The sequence below is a fragment of the Streptomyces sp. CA-142005 genome (genome assembly GCF_050942335.1).
GTDB lineage: Bacteria > Actinomycetota > Actinomycetes > Streptomycetales > Streptomycetaceae > Streptomyces.
In genome coordinates this window covers 4,399,308-4,414,171 of the sequence record NZ_CP192078.1, presented here as the reverse complement: position 1 = coordinate 4,414,171, position 14,864 = coordinate 4,399,308, and the positions used below count along the sequence as shown (strand labels likewise).

The 14,864-nt window shown below is 73.5% G+C and carries 14 protein-coding genes and 1 pseudogene; 7 read left to right on the top strand and 8 right to left on the bottom strand.

Features of this window, described 5'->3' with window-relative positions; all coding sequences use genetic code 11:
- Nucleotides 1–8: 8 nt before the first annotated feature.
- From ACQPXS_RS20690 to ACQPXS_RS20680, 3 genes are read right to left on the bottom strand one after another with little or no spacing between them, the layout of a single operon-like run.
- Complete coding sequence (locus tag ACQPXS_RS20690; RefSeq protein ID WP_351807413.1) at nucleotides 9–671, bottom strand: ABC transporter permease; 663 nt, start codon at nucleotides 669–671, stop codon at nucleotides 9–11.
- Complete coding sequence (locus ACQPXS_RS20685; protein WP_433450830.1) at nucleotides 671–1,312, bottom strand: ABC transporter permease; 642 nt, start codon at nucleotides 1,310–1,312, stop codon at nucleotides 671–673. The genes ACQPXS_RS20690 and ACQPXS_RS20685 overlap by 1 nt, the downstream gene beginning before the upstream one ends.
- Nucleotides 1,309–2,343 (bottom strand): ABC transporter ATP-binding protein, encoded by a 1,035-nt coding sequence (locus tag ACQPXS_RS20680; RefSeq protein ID WP_433450829.1) that lies wholly within the window; start codon nucleotides 2,341–2,343, stop codon nucleotides 1,309–1,311. Before ACQPXS_RS20680 ends, ACQPXS_RS20685 begins: the two co-directional genes overlap by 4 nt.
- Before the next feature lie 141 nt (nucleotides 2,344–2,484).
- Here ACQPXS_RS20680 and ACQPXS_RS20675 point away from each other — a divergent pair, with 141 nt between their 5' ends.
- The 3 genes and pseudogenes from ACQPXS_RS20675 to ACQPXS_RS20665 form a co-directional block, all read left to right on the top strand.
- Complete coding sequence (locus ACQPXS_RS20675) at nucleotides 2,485–4,002, top strand: aromatic amino acid ammonia-lyase (RefSeq protein WP_433450828.1); 1,518 nt, start codon at nucleotides 2,485–2,487, stop codon at nucleotides 4,000–4,002.
- Entirely contained in the window at nucleotides 3,999–4,892 is an 894-nt protein-coding gene (locus tag ACQPXS_RS20670; protein ID WP_433450827.1) for a MurR/RpiR family transcriptional regulator, read from the top strand. The genes ACQPXS_RS20675 and ACQPXS_RS20670 overlap by 4 nt, the downstream gene beginning before the upstream one ends.
- A 92-nt stretch (nucleotides 4,893–4,984) precedes the next feature.
- A pseudogene (locus ACQPXS_RS20665) lies at nucleotides 4,985–5,566 on the top strand (hypothetical protein); the annotation flags it as partial.
- A 16-nt stretch (nucleotides 5,567–5,582) separates the two neighbouring features.
- On the opposite strand, the gene ACQPXS_RS20660 reads toward ACQPXS_RS20665, so the two are convergent.
- The 5 genes from ACQPXS_RS20660 to ACQPXS_RS20640 form a co-directional block, all read right to left on the bottom strand.
- Nucleotides 5,583–5,957, bottom strand: a complete 375-nt coding sequence (locus tag ACQPXS_RS20660; protein ID WP_433450826.1) for a hypothetical protein — start codon at nucleotides 5,955–5,957, stop codon at nucleotides 5,583–5,585.
- A 20-nt stretch (nucleotides 5,958–5,977) separates the two neighbouring features.
- Entirely contained in the window at nucleotides 5,978–6,493 is a 516-nt protein-coding gene (locus ACQPXS_RS20655) for a roadblock/LC7 domain-containing protein (protein WP_433450825.1), read from the bottom strand.
- Nucleotides 6,494–6,524: 31 nt separating this feature from the next.
- Entirely contained in the window at nucleotides 6,525–7,328 is an 804-nt protein-coding gene (locus ACQPXS_RS20650; protein WP_433450824.1) for a transcriptional regulator, read from the bottom strand.
- Nucleotides 7,325–7,711, bottom strand: coding sequence for a hypothetical protein (locus ACQPXS_RS20645; RefSeq protein ID WP_351807429.1), 387 nt, complete (start codon nucleotides 7,709–7,711; stop codon nucleotides 7,325–7,327). Before ACQPXS_RS20645 ends, ACQPXS_RS20650 begins: the two co-directional genes overlap by 4 nt.
- A 180-nt stretch (nucleotides 7,712–7,891) precedes the next feature.
- Nucleotides 7,892–9,331 (bottom strand): diaminopimelate decarboxylase, encoded by a 1,440-nt coding sequence (locus ACQPXS_RS20640; RefSeq protein WP_433450823.1) that lies wholly within the window; start codon nucleotides 9,329–9,331, stop codon nucleotides 7,892–7,894.
- A 106-nt stretch (nucleotides 9,332–9,437) separates the two neighbouring features.
- Here ACQPXS_RS20640 and hutU point away from each other — a divergent pair, with 106 nt between their 5' ends.
- From hutU to hutI, 4 genes are read left to right on the top strand one after another with little or no spacing between them, the layout of a single operon-like run.
- Nucleotides 9,438–11,102 (top strand): urocanate hydratase, encoded by a 1,665-nt coding sequence (gene hutU / locus ACQPXS_RS20635; RefSeq protein WP_433450822.1) that lies wholly within the window; start codon nucleotides 9,438–9,440, stop codon nucleotides 11,100–11,102.
- Nucleotides 11,099–12,316 carry an allantoate amidohydrolase gene (locus tag ACQPXS_RS20630; protein ID WP_433450821.1) on the top strand — a complete coding sequence of 406 codons (1,218 nt, stop codon included), beginning with the start codon at nucleotides 11,099–11,101 and terminating at the stop codon, nucleotides 12,314–12,316. The genes hutU and ACQPXS_RS20630 overlap by 4 nt, the downstream gene beginning before the upstream one ends.
- The gene (locus ACQPXS_RS20625; protein ID WP_365334189.1) at nucleotides 12,313–13,650 is read left to right on the top strand and encodes a formimidoylglutamate deiminase; all 1,338 of its coding nucleotides are present in this window, start codon (nucleotides 12,313–12,315) and stop codon (nucleotides 13,648–13,650) included. Before ACQPXS_RS20630 ends, ACQPXS_RS20625 begins: the two co-directional genes overlap by 4 nt.
- 29 nt (nucleotides 13,651–13,679) lie before the next feature.
- On the top strand, nucleotides 13,680–14,855 hold the full coding sequence (hutI, locus tag ACQPXS_RS20620; RefSeq protein WP_433450820.1) for an imidazolonepropionase: 1,176 nt from the start codon (nucleotides 13,680–13,682) through the stop codon (nucleotides 14,853–14,855).
- Nucleotides 14,856–14,864: the final 9 nt, after the last annotated feature.

Genomic DNA, 14,864 nt, shown 5'->3' with positions numbered 1-14,864 from the left:
GTTTATCCCTACGCGGTGCGGTGACGGAAGAGGAAGCGCTGGAGCGAGGCCAGGGCCACGTCCAGGACGACGGCGACGACGGCGACCAGCACCGCCCCGCCGAGCACCTGGACCAGGTCGCGCTGGGCGAGGCCGTCGAAGACGTAGCGGCCCAGCCCGCCGAAGGAGACGTACGCGGCGATGGTCGCCGTGGCGACGACCTGGATCAGGGCCAGGCGCAGGCCCGTCATGATCAGCGGCAGCGCGAGCGGCAGCTCGACCTGGAACAGGACCTGGTGGCCGCGCATGCCCTGGCCACGGGCGGCGTCCTTGACGTCCGGGTCGACGGCGGTCATCCCGGCGTAGGTGTTGGTGACGATCGCCGGGACGGCGAGGGCGACCAGCGCGACGTACACCGGCAGCATCGACAGGCCGCCGGCCAGGAAGACCAGGACGACCAGGCCGACGGTCGGCAGGGCGCGGCCGAAGGAGGCCAGGTTGATCGCGAGGAACGCGCCCTTGCCGGTGTGTCCGATCAGCAGGCCGAGCGGCAGGCCGATGGCGGCGGCGATGAGCGTGGCCAGCAGCGAGTACTGCAGGTGTTCGGCGAGGCGGTGCGCGATGCCGTCCGGGCCGGTCCACTGGGAGCCGCTGACCAGCCACGTCCCGAGGTTCTTGAACAGTTCGTACATCAGGCTCGCCTCCTGGCCCAGGGGGTGAGGGCGTACTGGACGGCGACCAGGGCCGCGTCCGCGACGACCGCGAGGAGCAGGGTGAGGACCACTCCGGCGATCACCGGGGTCGGGAAGTTGCGCTGGAAGCCGTCGGTGAAGAGCTGGCCGAGGCCGCCGTCGCCGATGTAGGTCGCGACGGAGACCAGGGAGATCGACATGACGGTGGCGATCCGGACGCCCGCCATGATCACGGGGAGCGCGAGCGGGAACTCGACGGTGAGGAGCGTGCGCAGGGGGCGCGTGCCCATCGCCTTCGCCGCCTCCTTCACCTTCACGGGGACCGAGTCCAGGCCCTCGACGGTGTTCCGCAGCAGGACGACCAGGGTGTAGATCGTCAGGCCGGTCACGGTGGTGGTGCGGGTCAGGCCGCTGACCGGCAGCAGCAGGACGAAGATCGCGATCGACGGGATCGTGAAGAGGACGTTGGACGCGCCGAGCAGGAAGCCGCGCAGCCGGGGGATCCGGTGGGCGACCACGGCCAGCGGCAGCGAGATCAGCAGGCCCAGGGCGACGGCCGTCAGGGCCGCCTGGAGGTGGGAGAGCGTGAGGGTGGTGAGGTCGTCGGTGTGGGCCGATATCCAGGACCAGTCGATCGTCATGCGGCCACCCGCACTTCGGCGTGGGCGCGCCCGGCGTGCTCGTGGATGTCGTCGCGGGAGGACACCCCGGTCAGGACGCCGTCGGCGTCGACGCGGGCGATCAGTCCGGTGGGGGAGGCGACCGACTCGTTGAGGGCCGACAGCAGGGAGTCGGTGTCCTTCAGCGGGCGCACCGGGAGCTCGGCGTCCTTCGAGGCCCAGTGCAGGGGCTTGTCCGCCGCGTCGAGGACGAGGGTCCAGGTGCCGCCCTGCGGTGCCGGGCCCTGGGGGACGTCGGCGAGGGTCTTCAGGGACAGCAGCTTCAGGCCGCGCTCGGCGCCGAGGAAACCGGCCACGAAGTCGTCGGCGGGGCGGGCGAGGAGTTCGGCGGGCGGGGCGCACTGGACCAGGTGGCCGCCGGTGCGGAACACGGCGATCCGGTCGCCGAGCCGTACCGCCTCGTCGATGTCGTGCGTGACGAAGACGATGGTCTTGTTCAGCTCCGCCTGGAGCCGGAGCAGTTCGTCCTGGAGCTGGGTGCGCACGACCGGGTCGACGGCGCCGAACGGCTCGTCCATGAGCAGCACCGGCGGGTCGGCGGCCAGGGCGCGGGCGACGCCGACGCGCTGCTGCTGGCCGCCGGAGAGCTGGTGCGGGTAGCGCTTGCCGGCCTCGGGGGCCAGGCCGACGGTCTCCAGCAGTTCGGCGGCGCGGGTCCGGGCCTTCCTGCGGTTCCAGCCGAGCAGCAGCGGGACGGTGGCGATGTTGTCGAGCACCGTGCGGTGCGGGAAGAGGCCGGCCTGCTGGATGACATAGCCGATGGAGCGGCGCAGCTCGGCCGCGTCCTGCCGGGTGACGTCCTTGCCGCCGACGCGGATGGTGCCGGAGGTCGGCTCGACCATCCGGTTGATCATCCGCAGGGTGGTGGTCTTGCCGCAACCGGAAGATCCGACCAGGACGGTGATACCGCCTTCCGGCATCTCCAGGCTGAGGTCGTGGACTGCTGTCGTGCCGTTGGGGAAGCGCTTGTGGACCGCGTCGAACTGGATCATGAGATGTCCCTTGCCCGGCTGTATAACGTCATGCAGAGTTCTTGGTGTGTGAATAGGTTGTCAACGGTTCGGCGTTAATCCGCTGTAACGGATGACCGAAGAACAAGAACCACTGTCCGGATTGAGGGGTGTTTGGGCGTGATGTCGTCTCGCATCGTGGACGCGCCGATGTCTGTGCCGTCCGCGCGGTCCGTGGCCGTGGCCCTGGACGGGTCCGGACTCGGCGTCGAGGACGTCGTGCGGCTCGCCGACGGCGCCGTGCGTGCCGTCCCCGAGGCCGAGGCGATGCGGCGCGTGGAGCGCTCCTGGAACGCCGCCCGGCAGATCGCCGCCACCGGGCGCGTCTACGGCCGCTCCACCGGCGTGGGCGCCAACCGGAACGAGGACGTGCCCACCGAGGCCGCCGCCGGCCACGGTCTGCGGCTGCTGCGCAGTCACGCCGGCGCGATCGGCGAGGAACTCCCCGCCCGCCAGGTGCGCGCCATGCTCGCCGTCCGCGCCAACCAGCTGCTGGCCGGCGGCGCGGGCCTCAGGCCGGGCGTGGTCACCGCCCTGTGCGAGGCGCTGGAGACCGGCGCGCACCCGGTCGTCAACGAGTTCGGCTCCGTCGGCACCGGCGACATCGCGGCCCTCGCCCAGGTCGGCCTCGCGCTCGCCGGGGAACACCCCTGGCGCGGCGCCGGCGCCCCCGAGCCGCAGCCCCTCGACAACAACGACGCCCTCGCCCTGATCAGCAGCAACGCCCTCACCCTCGGCCAGTCCGCGCTCGCCCTGCACGAACTGCGCGGGCTCATCGGCGCCACCCAGGTCGTCGCGGCCCTGTCCCTGCTGGCCGTCGACGGCTCCCACGAGGCGTACGCCGCCCCCGTGCACGCCGCCCGCCCGCACCGGGGCAGCACCGAGGTGGCCCGGCGGATGCGGCAGCTGATCGGCGCCGCCGACCGGCCGACCCCGCCGCTCGGCCGGATCCAGGACCCCTACGGCTTCCGCTGCCTGCCCCAGATCCACGGCCCGGCGCACGACGCCGCCGACGCCTTGGAGCAGGTCCTCACCGTGGAGATCAACGCGGCCGCCGAGAACCCGCTCATCTCCCCCGAGGACTTGGCCGCCTACCACCACGGCGGCTTCTACCAGGCCCAACTGGCCCTGGCCCTGGACCACTTCAGGCTCGCGCTGACCCAGGTGGCCCGGCTGTCCACGTCCCGCCTGTCCACGCTCAACGAGCCCGCCTACACCCGGCTGCGCCCTTTCCTCGCCGACCACGAGCCGGCCTCCTCCGGCGTGATGATCCTGGAGTACGCGGCCGGAGCGGCCCTCGGCGATCTGCGCGCCTTCTCCGCGCCCGCCTCGCTCGGCCACGCTGTACTCTCCCGGGGCGTCGAGGAACAGGCGAGCTTCGCCTCGCTCGCCGCGCGGCAGACCCTGCGCGCGTGCGGTGCGTATCGTCTGGTGGTCGGCTGCGAACTGGTCGCCGCCGTCCGCGCGCTGCGCCAGCGCGATCTGCGGCCCGATCCGGGGCTGCCGGCCGGCCGGGCGTTCGCGCTCGCCGAGTCGGTCCTCGATCCCGACCCGGCCGACCGGCCGCTCACGGACGACGTGACGGAGGCGGCCGCACTGCTCGACCGGTTCACGGACATCTGGAGGGGGAGCGCGTCATGAGCGTGGACAGGAGTGTGGACAGAGGTGTGGACAGAAGTGCCGAGACGGTGGCCCTGACGGACAGCCCCGCCAACCGGCTGCAGGCGCTCTTCGAGGGTCACCGGCTCACGCCGACCCAGCGCCGCATCGCGCACAGCATGGTCCGGCGGGCCGCCGACGTGCCCTTCCTGTCCAGCGTGGAGCTGGCCGAGCTGGCCGGGGTCAGCCAGCCGTCGGTGACCCGGTTCGCCGTGGCGCTCGGCTTCGACGGCTATCCGGCGCTGCGCAAGCACCTGCGCGAGGTCGTGCCCGCCGAGCCCGCCGCCGAGGCCGGCGCCTTCAACGAGTACCAGCAGGCCGTCGAGGCCGAGATCGAGAACCTGCGGCACCTCGCCGACCTGCTCGCCGACCCGCGCCCGGTGCAGAGGGCCGGCCGGATCCTGGCCGCCTCCCGTCCGCTGCCGGTGCTGGGCCTGCGCGCCGCCGCCTCCCAGGCCTACGGCTTCGCCTACTTCGCCGCCAAGGTCCACCCGGACGTCCGGCTGCTCAACGAGGGCGGCACCATGATCCAGGACCGGATCGACGCGTCCGTCCGCGCGGGCGCCTCGGCGCTGCTGTGCTTCGCCCTGCCCCGGCATCCGCGCGAGGTCGTCGACACCCTCGCCTACGCCAAGGACGTCGGCCTGACGACCGTCACGGTCGCCGACTCCGCCTTCGCGCCGGTCGCCAAGTACTCCGACCTGCTGCTGCCCGCCGCCGTGGGCACCGGGCTCGCCTTCGACACCGCGTGCGCGCCGATGCTGCTCGGACGGGTGCTGCTGGAGGCGGTCTGCGACGACCTGCCCCAGGCGCAGGCCCGGCTGGAGGAGTTCGACGCGAAGGCGGCGGCGCGCGGCCTCTTCGTGGAATAGGCCCGTCCGCTCTCAGATTCGTCTCACGTTCGGCCGCTAGCGTCCTCACGACACTCAAGGCGCTTTGCGGACACGTGACACGGGAGGCTGACGTGGCGCGCGGAGGACAGGGGCTGGCCCGGGTGGCCGTCGTCGTACGGGCGGGGGCCGCACCGCTGTGGTGGTTCGGGGTGTGCGCCGCCGGGATCGGGGTGCTGCCGTCCGGGCTGACGGGGCGGCGGATCGGGGTGCTCGCCGGGGCGGCGCTGTTCCTCGTCGGCGCGGCGGCCGTGGCGCTGGTGCGCCGGGGCCGGTACGGCGCCCTCGCCCGCGGCGCGGCCCGCGCGGGCAAGTACGACGTGCTGCAGGACCGGGCGGTGACCGTGTGCAACTGGCGCCGGGGCCACCGCTGGTGGCTGCTGTCGGCCTTGGCCGCCGCGCTCGGCTCCTCCTTCGCGGTGCCGGTGGCCGGCGGCATGCTGCTGGCCGGGCTCGGCACCGGGCTGCGGCTGAAGGCCGCCTGGCTCGGGCGCCGCGAACGCGCCGAGCAGACGCTGCTGTGGGTGCGCGTCGACTGGCTCGACCGGCGCGGCGGCAGCCCGGCGGGCAAGGCCGTGAAGGGCCTGCGCGGTACGGGCATCGCGGCCGGCGACGCGGCCCCGGGCGGGGCCCGCCGCCGTACCGCGGCCCTGGTCCAGGCCTCGCCGGGGCTCAGACCTCCAGTTCCTGCTCGATCTTCCTCAGCTGGTGCCGGGCCATCGCCAGGTTGGCCCGGGAGGAGTCGAGGACCAGGTAGAGGAACAGGCCGTTGCCGCTCCGGCTGTTGAGCAGGCGGATCAGGTGGTACTGGTCGGACAGCGTGATCAGGATGTCCTCGATCCCGCCCTTGATGCCGAGCATCTCCATCGTGCGCATCTTGGCGCGGACCACGTCGGTGTTGCCCGCGGCGGCGACGTTCAGGTCGAAGCTCTTGCTGCCGCCCATCGTGCCCAGCGCCATGCCGCTGGTGTAGTCGACGAGCGCGACGCCGGTGGCGCCCTCGATGGAGGTGAGGGCTTCCTTCAGCGCGGTCTCGGTGTTGGCCATGGTGGATCCTCTCGAACGGTTCAACTGTCGGTCGCGGTGCGCGCGTCGGCGCTTGCCGCGCGGGGCGTGCGGGTCGTGCGGGTACGGGTGGTCGGGGGTGTGGTGCTGACGGCGCCCAGCGGGCGCCCGGCCCGCCGGGCCTGTCGGGCCGCGGCGTCGGCGGCGTCGAGCAGCTCCCCGACGCGGGCCCCGGAGCGGCGGCCCTCCAAGTGCAGCCGGCCGACGTTGACCCGGTCCTGGGCGAGCAGGGTCAGTACGGCGGTGCGGCCGGCCGCGTAGGTGGCGACATAGCCGCGCTCGCCGCGCACCAGCAGCTCCCGGAAGCCGCCGTTGCCGGTGGCGTCGGCGACCCGCACGGCGACGCCGAGCGCGGCGGCGGTGAGGGCAGCGAGGCCCTCCGGGTCGACTCCGGGCGTGTCGTGGGCGACGACGAGGCCGTCGACGCCGGCCGCCAGGGCGCCGGTGAGCTGCGGCACCCGGCTGCGCAGCTGGTGCAGCTCGGCCAGGACGGCCTCGAGGTCCTCCTCGGACACCATCAGCTCTCTCCTCTCGGCGGTGCGGTGCCGTTCAAAGTGCCTCCAGCGCATCCCTGAGCCTCTTCAGCAGCGCGATGTCGGGGTCGGTGACCGGGGGTAGGGGCGGCGGCGGGGGCGCCGCCGGCCGGGGTACGACATGGCCGGCCGCCACGAGCCGGCGCACGTCCACCAGCGTGTGGAAGGCCTGCCGGCCCAGGTTCCGGGCGATCTGGGGGGCCGTGCGGACGCCGTCCACGCGGTCCAGGACCGCCCGCTGCCGGGGCCTGACCGGCGCGGTGGCGGCCCGTCCGGCGGCCGGGGCCGCGCGGATCAGCGGGGCGCTGTCGGCGGCCGGGTCGGGCCACAGCCGGTGCAGCAGCAGGCGGCGGCGCAGCGTCTCGCGTTCCAGGGCGACGACCGGGACCGAGGGCAGCGGGCCGAGGCGGGGCGCGCGGTCGTAGCGGAAGCGGCCCGGGGCGCTGCTCGGGGCGAGCGCGAAGTAGCCGGCGTCGTAGAGCGCGTCCAGGTGGCACAGCTCCAGCGCGCCCGCGGGCAGCAGTCCGGAGTCCAGCAGGAGTTCGGCGGCGTGCAGCGGGCCGGAGGTCTCGGCGGCGGCCTGCTGCCAGGCGGTGGCCGCGAGGGTGCCGTGGGCCGTGAGGAGCACGTCGAGACCGGGGGCGAACGGGCTCTCGGCGTGCACCACCCGGCCCTCGGCGAGGTACAGGGTGCCGTGCTCGCGGACCAGGACGCCGGTCGCCCGTTCCTCGGCGAGGCGGGTCAGCATCGGCGACAGCGCCCGGCCGGCCGACCTGTCCCGCACCGGCAGGGGCGGCGGAGGTATCTCGGCCACGGTCATCCCAGCACCAGCCGGGCCGCCATCTCGCCGAGCCGGATCCGGGCGAGCGCGAGATTGCCCTCCTCACGGCCGAGCCACAGGTGCAGGAAGACGCTGCTGTCGAAGGACGTGTCCACGAATCTGAGCAGGTGGTAGCTGTCGCGGTTGCTGACGATCACGTCCTCGACGGTCGGGTGCCCGTCGTCGGACTGGGTCGCGAAGGCGCCGTGCTCGGCGGCCATCCGGGCCAGTTCGGCGGCCTCGGCGGCGGTCGTCTCATGATCGCCGCCGGGCGCCTCCCCGACCGTGCCGAGGGCCAGTCCGCTCGTCCAGTCCACCAGTGCCGCTCCCCGGGCACCGGGCAATCGCATCGCTTCCAGCAGGCACTCGTCGATTCCGGGCACCGGTGGCTCCCCTCCCGCCTGGTTCTCCGGCTGAGTGACAGCGACACTACGCACCGTGCGCGGGAAAGGTGGAGCCTTTGGCATTTTCCAGTGGAACATGCTTCCGGCGTACTAGTGTGGGTCAACTGACCTCTGTGTCAGGGGAGTTGATCCATTTGTTCGAGGGGCGCCGGGGGTGCGTCAACGGCTTCCCGGTGCCTGGAGGGTGGTGAGCGCGTCCACGTGCGCCCCGCCGGACTCCGCCACCACCTCGGCGATGGTCTGCGGCTCCCGTACGGCCGCGAAGGCGACGCCCCCCGAGCCGTCCGGCGCGAATCCGTAGATGCCCGGCCGGACAAGGGAGTTGTAGGCGTAGTGGTGGGCGAAGTAGTACGCGCCCGTGTCCAGCGCCGCCGCGTAGTCGCCCTGCTCCAGCAGGGGCAGCGCCCGCCCCTCCGCCAGCAGGTCGCCCGAGAAGCAGGCCGGCCCGGCCACGTCCTGCACCACTTCCGGCCCCGGCTTCGGCCGCCCCTTGGCGTCGTACGCGGCGATCCTCAGCGGCCACGCTTCCGGCGCGTACACCGTCCGCGTCGCCACCTGCACGCCCGCGTGCGTCACCGCGATCCGCCGGCCGCCCGCGCTCTTGGCGTACTCCACCCGGGCCACCATCGTCCCCTGCTTGGCCAGCAGCGACCGTCCGAACTCGGTCACGAGCCCGTACCGCCCGTCGAACAGTCCCGGCACCTCCTCGGCCAGCAGCCGGGCGTACTGCGCGTACGAGGGCGCCGTCGCCTCGGCCGCGAAGTTCACCGGCAGCCCGCCGCCGATGTCGAGCGTGTCGATCTGCCGCCGCCCCGCCCGCTCGTTGATCTCCTCCGCGAGCGCGTACGTCTCCGCCGCGCCCCGCGCCAGCAGCGCCAGCGGGATGCCCTGCGAGCCGGTGTGCGCGTGCAGCCGGGTCAGCCACGGCCGGTCCAGATACGCCCGTACGACCCACTCGCGCGCCCCCTCGTCGCGCAGCGCCACCCCGAACTTGGAGGTCTCCGTCGCCGTCGAGGTGGCCCCGATCGCGCCACCGCCGACCTGCGGGTTCACCCTCAGGCCGAGCGGGGACCCGGTCGGCGCGGACCGCACCAGGGCGTCCAGCCGGTCCAGCTCCTGCGGGTTGTCGGCGTTCACCGCGATGCCCAGGGCCAGCGCCTCGCGCAGCTCCGCCGGGGTCTTGGCGGGCGAGTCCAGCACGGTGCGGGACGCCGGCACCCCGGCCGCCCGCACCAGCGCCAGCTCGCCCGGGCTCGCCACCTCCGCGCCGATGCCCGCCTCGTGCAGCAGCCGCAGCACGGGCACCAGCGGGGTCGCCTTCACCGCGAACGCGTGCAGCACCGGCGTCCCGGGCGGCACGACCGCGTCGAACGCCGCCCGCAGCGCCGCCGCCGACTGACGGATCCCGGCCACGTCCAGCAGCCCCACCACGGCCGCGTCCGGTCCCAGCAGCCCCTGCTCCACGGCGGCCCGCACCGCCTCGTCCCGCCGCGCGGCGCGCTCCCGCGCCTCGGTCGCCCCGGCCTCCGCGCCGCCGTCCCGGATGTCCCGCTCCACGGCCTCTCCCCTCGTGTCCCCTGGTGTCCGTCTCGGGTACATCCAGCCAAACACCCACGACGCGCGGACGGGGGCGCCCCGATGTATTGACTAGTTCTATTCAGAAGGACAGGATGTGAATAGACAGAGCAACAGGAGGAGGCAGACGATGTCGGGACCCCGCCCCGTACGAGCACCGCGCGGCACGGAACTGAGCGCCCTGGGATGGCAGCAGGAAGCCGCGCTGCGCATGCTGCAGAACAATCTCGACCCGGAGGTCGCGGAGCACCCCGACAAGCTCGTCGTCTACGGCGGCACGGGCAAGGCCGCCCGTGACTGGCGCTCCTTCGACGCGATGGTCCGCACGCTGAAGACCCTCAAGCAGGACGAGACCATGCTGGTCCAGTCCGGCCGCCCGGTCGGCGTGATGCAGACCCACGAGTGGGCCCCGCGCGTCCTGATCGCCAACTCCAACCTGGTCGGCGACTGGGCCAACTGGGAGGAGTTCCGCCGTCTGGAGGCCCTCGGCCTGACCATGTACGGCCAGATGACCGCCGGCTCCTGGATCTACATCGGCACCCAGGGCATCCTCCAGGGCACCTACGAGACCTTCGCCGCCGTCGCCGCGAAGAAGTTCGGCGGCACCCTCGCCGGGACCATCACCCTGACCGCCGGCCTCGGCGGCATGGGCGGCGCCCAGCCCCTCGCCGTGACCATGAACGACGGCGTCGCGATCTGCATCGACTGCGACCCGCGCGCCATCGAGCGGCGCATCGAGCACCGCTACCTGGACGTCAGGGCCGACAACCTCGACCACGCGCTCCAGCTGGCCACCGAGGCCCGCGACGCCCGCCGCCCGCTGTCCATCGGCGTCCTCGGCAACGCGGCCGAGCTGGTCCCGCAGCTGCTCGCGATGAACGCCCCCATCGACATCGTCACCGACCAGACCTCCGCCCACGACCCGCTGTCCTACCTGCCGGTGGGCGTGGCCTTCGAGGACATGGCCGACGCCGCCGCGAAGGACCCGGCCGGCTTCACCACGCGTGCCCGCGAGTCCATGGCGCGTCACGTGGAGGCCATGGTCGGCTTCATGGACGCAGGCGCCGAGGTCTTCGACTACGGCAACTCCATCCGCGGCGAGGCCCAGCTGGCGGGCTACGACCGGGCATTCGCCTTCCCCGGCTTCGTCCCCGCCTACATCCGGCCGCTGTTCTGCGAGGGCAAGGGCCCCTTCCGCTGGGCCGCCCTGTCCGGCGACCCCGCCGACATCGCCAAGACCGACAAGGCGATCCTGGAGCTGTTCCCGGAGAACGAGTCCCTGGCCCGCTGGATCAAGATGGCCGGCGAGCGCGTCCACTTCCAGGGCCTGCCCGCGCGCATCTGCTGGCTCGGCTACGGCGAGCGCGACAAGGCCGGCGAGCGCTTCAACGACATGGTGGCCTCCGGCGAGCTGGCCGCTCCGCTGGCGATCGGCCGCGACCACCTGGACTGCGGGTCGGTGGCCTCGCCGTACCGCGAGACCGAGGCCATGCTCGACGGATCCGACGCGATCGCCGACTGGCCCCTGCTGAACGCCATGGTGAACGTGGCCTCCGGTGCGTCGTGGGTCTCCATCCACCACGGTGGCGGCGTGGGCATGGGCCGGTCCATTCACGCCGGGCAGGTGACCGTGGCCGACGGTACGAAGCTGGGTGGCGAGAAGATCCGGCGCGTCCTCACCAACGACCCCGGCATGGGCGTCATCCGGCACGTGGACGCCGGGTACGACATCGCGGAGTCGGTGGCCGGGGAGCGCGGTGTCCGGGTGCCCATGCGCGAGGGTGACGACGCGTGAGTTTCCACAGCATGTGGGCGGAGCTGCTGCCGATCGGCCGCAGCTCCGCCTCCGGCGGCTACCGGCGCTACGCCTGGACCGGCGCCGACGCCGACTGCCGGGCGTGGTTCAAGGAGCAGGCCGAGGCACGCGGGTTGACCTACGAGGTCGACCGGAACGGCAACCAGTGGGCCTGGCTCGGTGACCCCGCTGCCGGGGACGCCGTCGTCACCGGGTCGCACCTGGACTCCGTGCCCGACGGTGGTGCCTTCGACGGCCCTCTCGGTGTGGTGTCCTCCTTCGCGGCCCTCGACGAGCTGCGGAGCAGGAACGCGCGGTTCGCCAAGCCCCTGGCCGTCGTCAACTTCGGGGACGAGGAAGGGGCCCGGTTCGGGCTCGCCTGTGTCGGGTCGCGGCTCACCGCCGGTCAGCTGACCGGCGAGCAGGCCCACCGGCTCACCGACGCCGACGGGATCAGCCTCCCGCAGGCCATGGAGGCCGCCGGATACGACCCCGAGGGCATCGGAGCCGACCCCGAGCGGCTGGCCCGGATCGGCGCCTTCGTCGAACTGCACGTCGAGCAGGGCCGGGCCCTGGACCTGTCCGGCGACCGGGTGGGCATCGCCAGCGCCATCTGGCCGCACGGCCGCTGGAGGTTCGACTTCCGGGGCGAGGCCAACCACGCCGGCACCACCCGGCTGGCCGACCGCCGCGACCCGATGCCGTCCTACGCCGAGACCGTGCTCGCCGCCCGCCGCGAGGCCGAACTCGCCGGTGCCGTCGCCACCTTCGGCAAGATCGCCGTGGAGCCCAACGGGGTCAACGCGATCCCCTCCCTCGTGCGCGGCTGGCTCGACTCCCGCGCCGCCGACCAGGACACCCTGGACACCGTGGTCGGCGGGATCGAGAAGGCCGCACGGGAGTACGCGGACGCCCACGGCATCGATCTGGACGTCGTACGGGAGTCCTTCACGCCCGTCGTCGAGTTCGACCACGCCCTGCGCGACGAGCTCGGCCGCATCCTCGGCAAGGACACCGGCCTGAAGGTGCCCGTCCTCGGGACCGGGGCCGGACACGACGCCGGAATCCTCTCCGGCAGCATTCCGACCGCCATGCTGTTCGTGCGCAACCCCACCGGTGTCTCGCACTCCCCGGCCGAGTTCGCCGCCGAGGACGACTGCCTGGCCGGGGTGCGCGCGCTCGCCGACGTACTGGAAGGGCTGGCCTGCAGGTGACCAAGCGGACCTACTGGTTGGAGCACGCCTGGCTCGGCCGATGCGTCGAGCCGGGGGTCGTCGTCGAGACCGAGGGCGGGCGGATCGGTGCCGTGCGCACCGGGGCGCCCACCCCGCCGCCCGGCGCCGAGGTGCTGCGCGGGCTCACCCTGCCGGGGCTCGCCAACGCCCACAGCCACGCCTTCCACCGGGCGCTGCGCGGCACCGTCCAGGTCGGCTCCGGCACCTTCTGGACCTGGCGCGAGGTGATGTACTCCGTCGCCGACCACCTGACCCCGGACACCTACCACGCCCTGGCGCGCGCGGTGTACGCCGAGATGGCCCTGGCCGGCGTCACCTGCGTCGGCGAGTTCCACTACGTGCACCACGCGCCCGGCGGCACTCCCTACGCCGACCCCAACGCCATGGGCGAGGCGCTGATCGACGCCGCCGCCGAGGCCGGCATCCGGATCACCCTCCTCGACACCTGTTACGTGTCTTCCGGCTTCGGTGAACCGCCCAACACCCACCAGCTGCGGTTCTCCGACGGCAGCGCGGAGGCCTGGGCCGAACGCTGTGCAGTTCTCAAGGAGCGGGACCACGCGCGGATCGGGGCGGCGATTCACTCCGTACGGGCCGTGCCCGCCGGGCAGTTGGCGACCGTGGCGGAGTGGGCCGGGCAGCGGCGGGCCCCGCTGCATGTGCACCTGTCGGAGCAGACCGCCGAGAACGACGCCTGCCTCGCCGCGCACGGCTGCACGCCCACCCGGCTGCTCGCCGACCACGGCGTCCTCGGGCCGCGCACCACCGGTGTGCACAACACCCATCTCACCGACGAGGACATCGCCCTGCTCGGCGGCTCGGGCACCGGCACCTGCATGTGCCCGACGACCGAGCGCGACCTGGCCGACGGCATCGGCCCGGCCGTCGCCCTGCAGCGGGCCGGCTCCCCGCTCTGTCTCGGCTCCGACAGCCACGCCGTCATCGACCTGCTCGAAGAGGCGCGCGCGATGGAGCTGAACGAGCGGCTGCGCACCCGCACCCGGGGGCACTGGACGGCCGACTCCCTGCTGCGGGCCGCCACCGCCGACGGCCACGCCGCCCTCGGCTGGGACGAGGCCGGCACCCTCGAAGCCGGCGCCCTCGCCGACTTCACCACCCTCGCCCTCGACTCGGTCAGGACAGCGGGCCCGCTGCCCAGGCTGGGCGCCGAGACGGCCGTATTCGCGGCGAGCGCGGCGGACGTACGGCATACGGTCGTGGGCGGCCGGCACGTCGTACGGGACGGGGCGCACACCCTCGTACCCGACGTGCCGCAGGCGCTGTCCGCCGCCGTCGAAGCCCTCCGCGGCTGAACCCCGTCGCTCCCCACAAGGACGAGACCATGAGCAGCAGCACCGTCATCACCAACATCGCCACGCTGGTCACCAACGACCCCTCCTCCGGTGACGGCTCCCCCCTCGGTCTGATCCAGGACGCGGCCGTCGTCATCGACGGCGACCGCGTCGCGTGGACCGGTGAATCCAGCAAAGCACCCGCCACTGACAACCGGGTCGACGCGGGCGGCCGGGCGGTGCTGCCGGGCTTCGTGGACTCGCACTCGCACCTGGTGTTCGCCGGGGACCGCACGCAGGAGTTCAACGCCCGTATGTCCGGCCGCTCCTACTCGGCGGGCGGCATCCGCACCACGGTCGCGGCCACCCGGGCGGCGAGCGACGCGGAACTGGAGACCAACCTCAGCCGTTACCTCGACGAGGCCCTCCGTCAGGGCACGACGACCTTCGAGACCAAGTCGGGCTACGGCCTGACCGTCGAGGACGAGTACCGCGCGCTGCGCCTCGCGGCGCGGCACACCGACGAGGTGACGTACCTCGGCGCGCACATCGTCCCGCCCGACTACGCCGACGACCCGGCCGCCTATGTCGCCCTGGTCACCGGCGAGATGCTGGACGCCTGCGCGCCGCACGCCCGCTGGATCGACGTGTTCTGCGAGAAGGGCGCCTTCGACGGCGACCAGGCCCGCGCGATCCTCACGGCCGGCAAGGCGAAGGGCCTGCACCCCCGCATCCACGCCAACCAGCTCTCCTACGGCCCCGGCGTCCAGCTGGCCGTCGAACTGGACGCGGCCAGCGCCGACCACTGCACCCACCTCACGGACGCCGACGTGGACGCGCTCGCCAACGGCGCCACGGTGGCCACGCTCCTGCCCGGCGCCGAGTTCTCCACCCGCGCCGCGTGGCCGGACGCCCGCCGTCTGCTGGACGCGGGCGTCACGGTCGCCCTCTCCACGGACTGCAACCCGGGCTCGTCCTTCACCTCCTCGCTGCCCTTCTGCATCGCCCTGGCCGTGCGCGACATGCGGATGACCCCGGACGAGGCGGTCTGGTCGGCCACGGCGGGCGGCGCGGCGGCCCTGCGCCGCACCGACATCGGCCGCCTCACCCCCGGCGCCCGGGCCGACCTGACCCTCCTGGACGCCCCCAGCCACGTCCACCTCGCCTACCGCCCGGGCGTGCCCCTGGTCAGCGGGGTGTGGCGGCGCGGCGAACGGGTGGTCTGAGCGGGGACC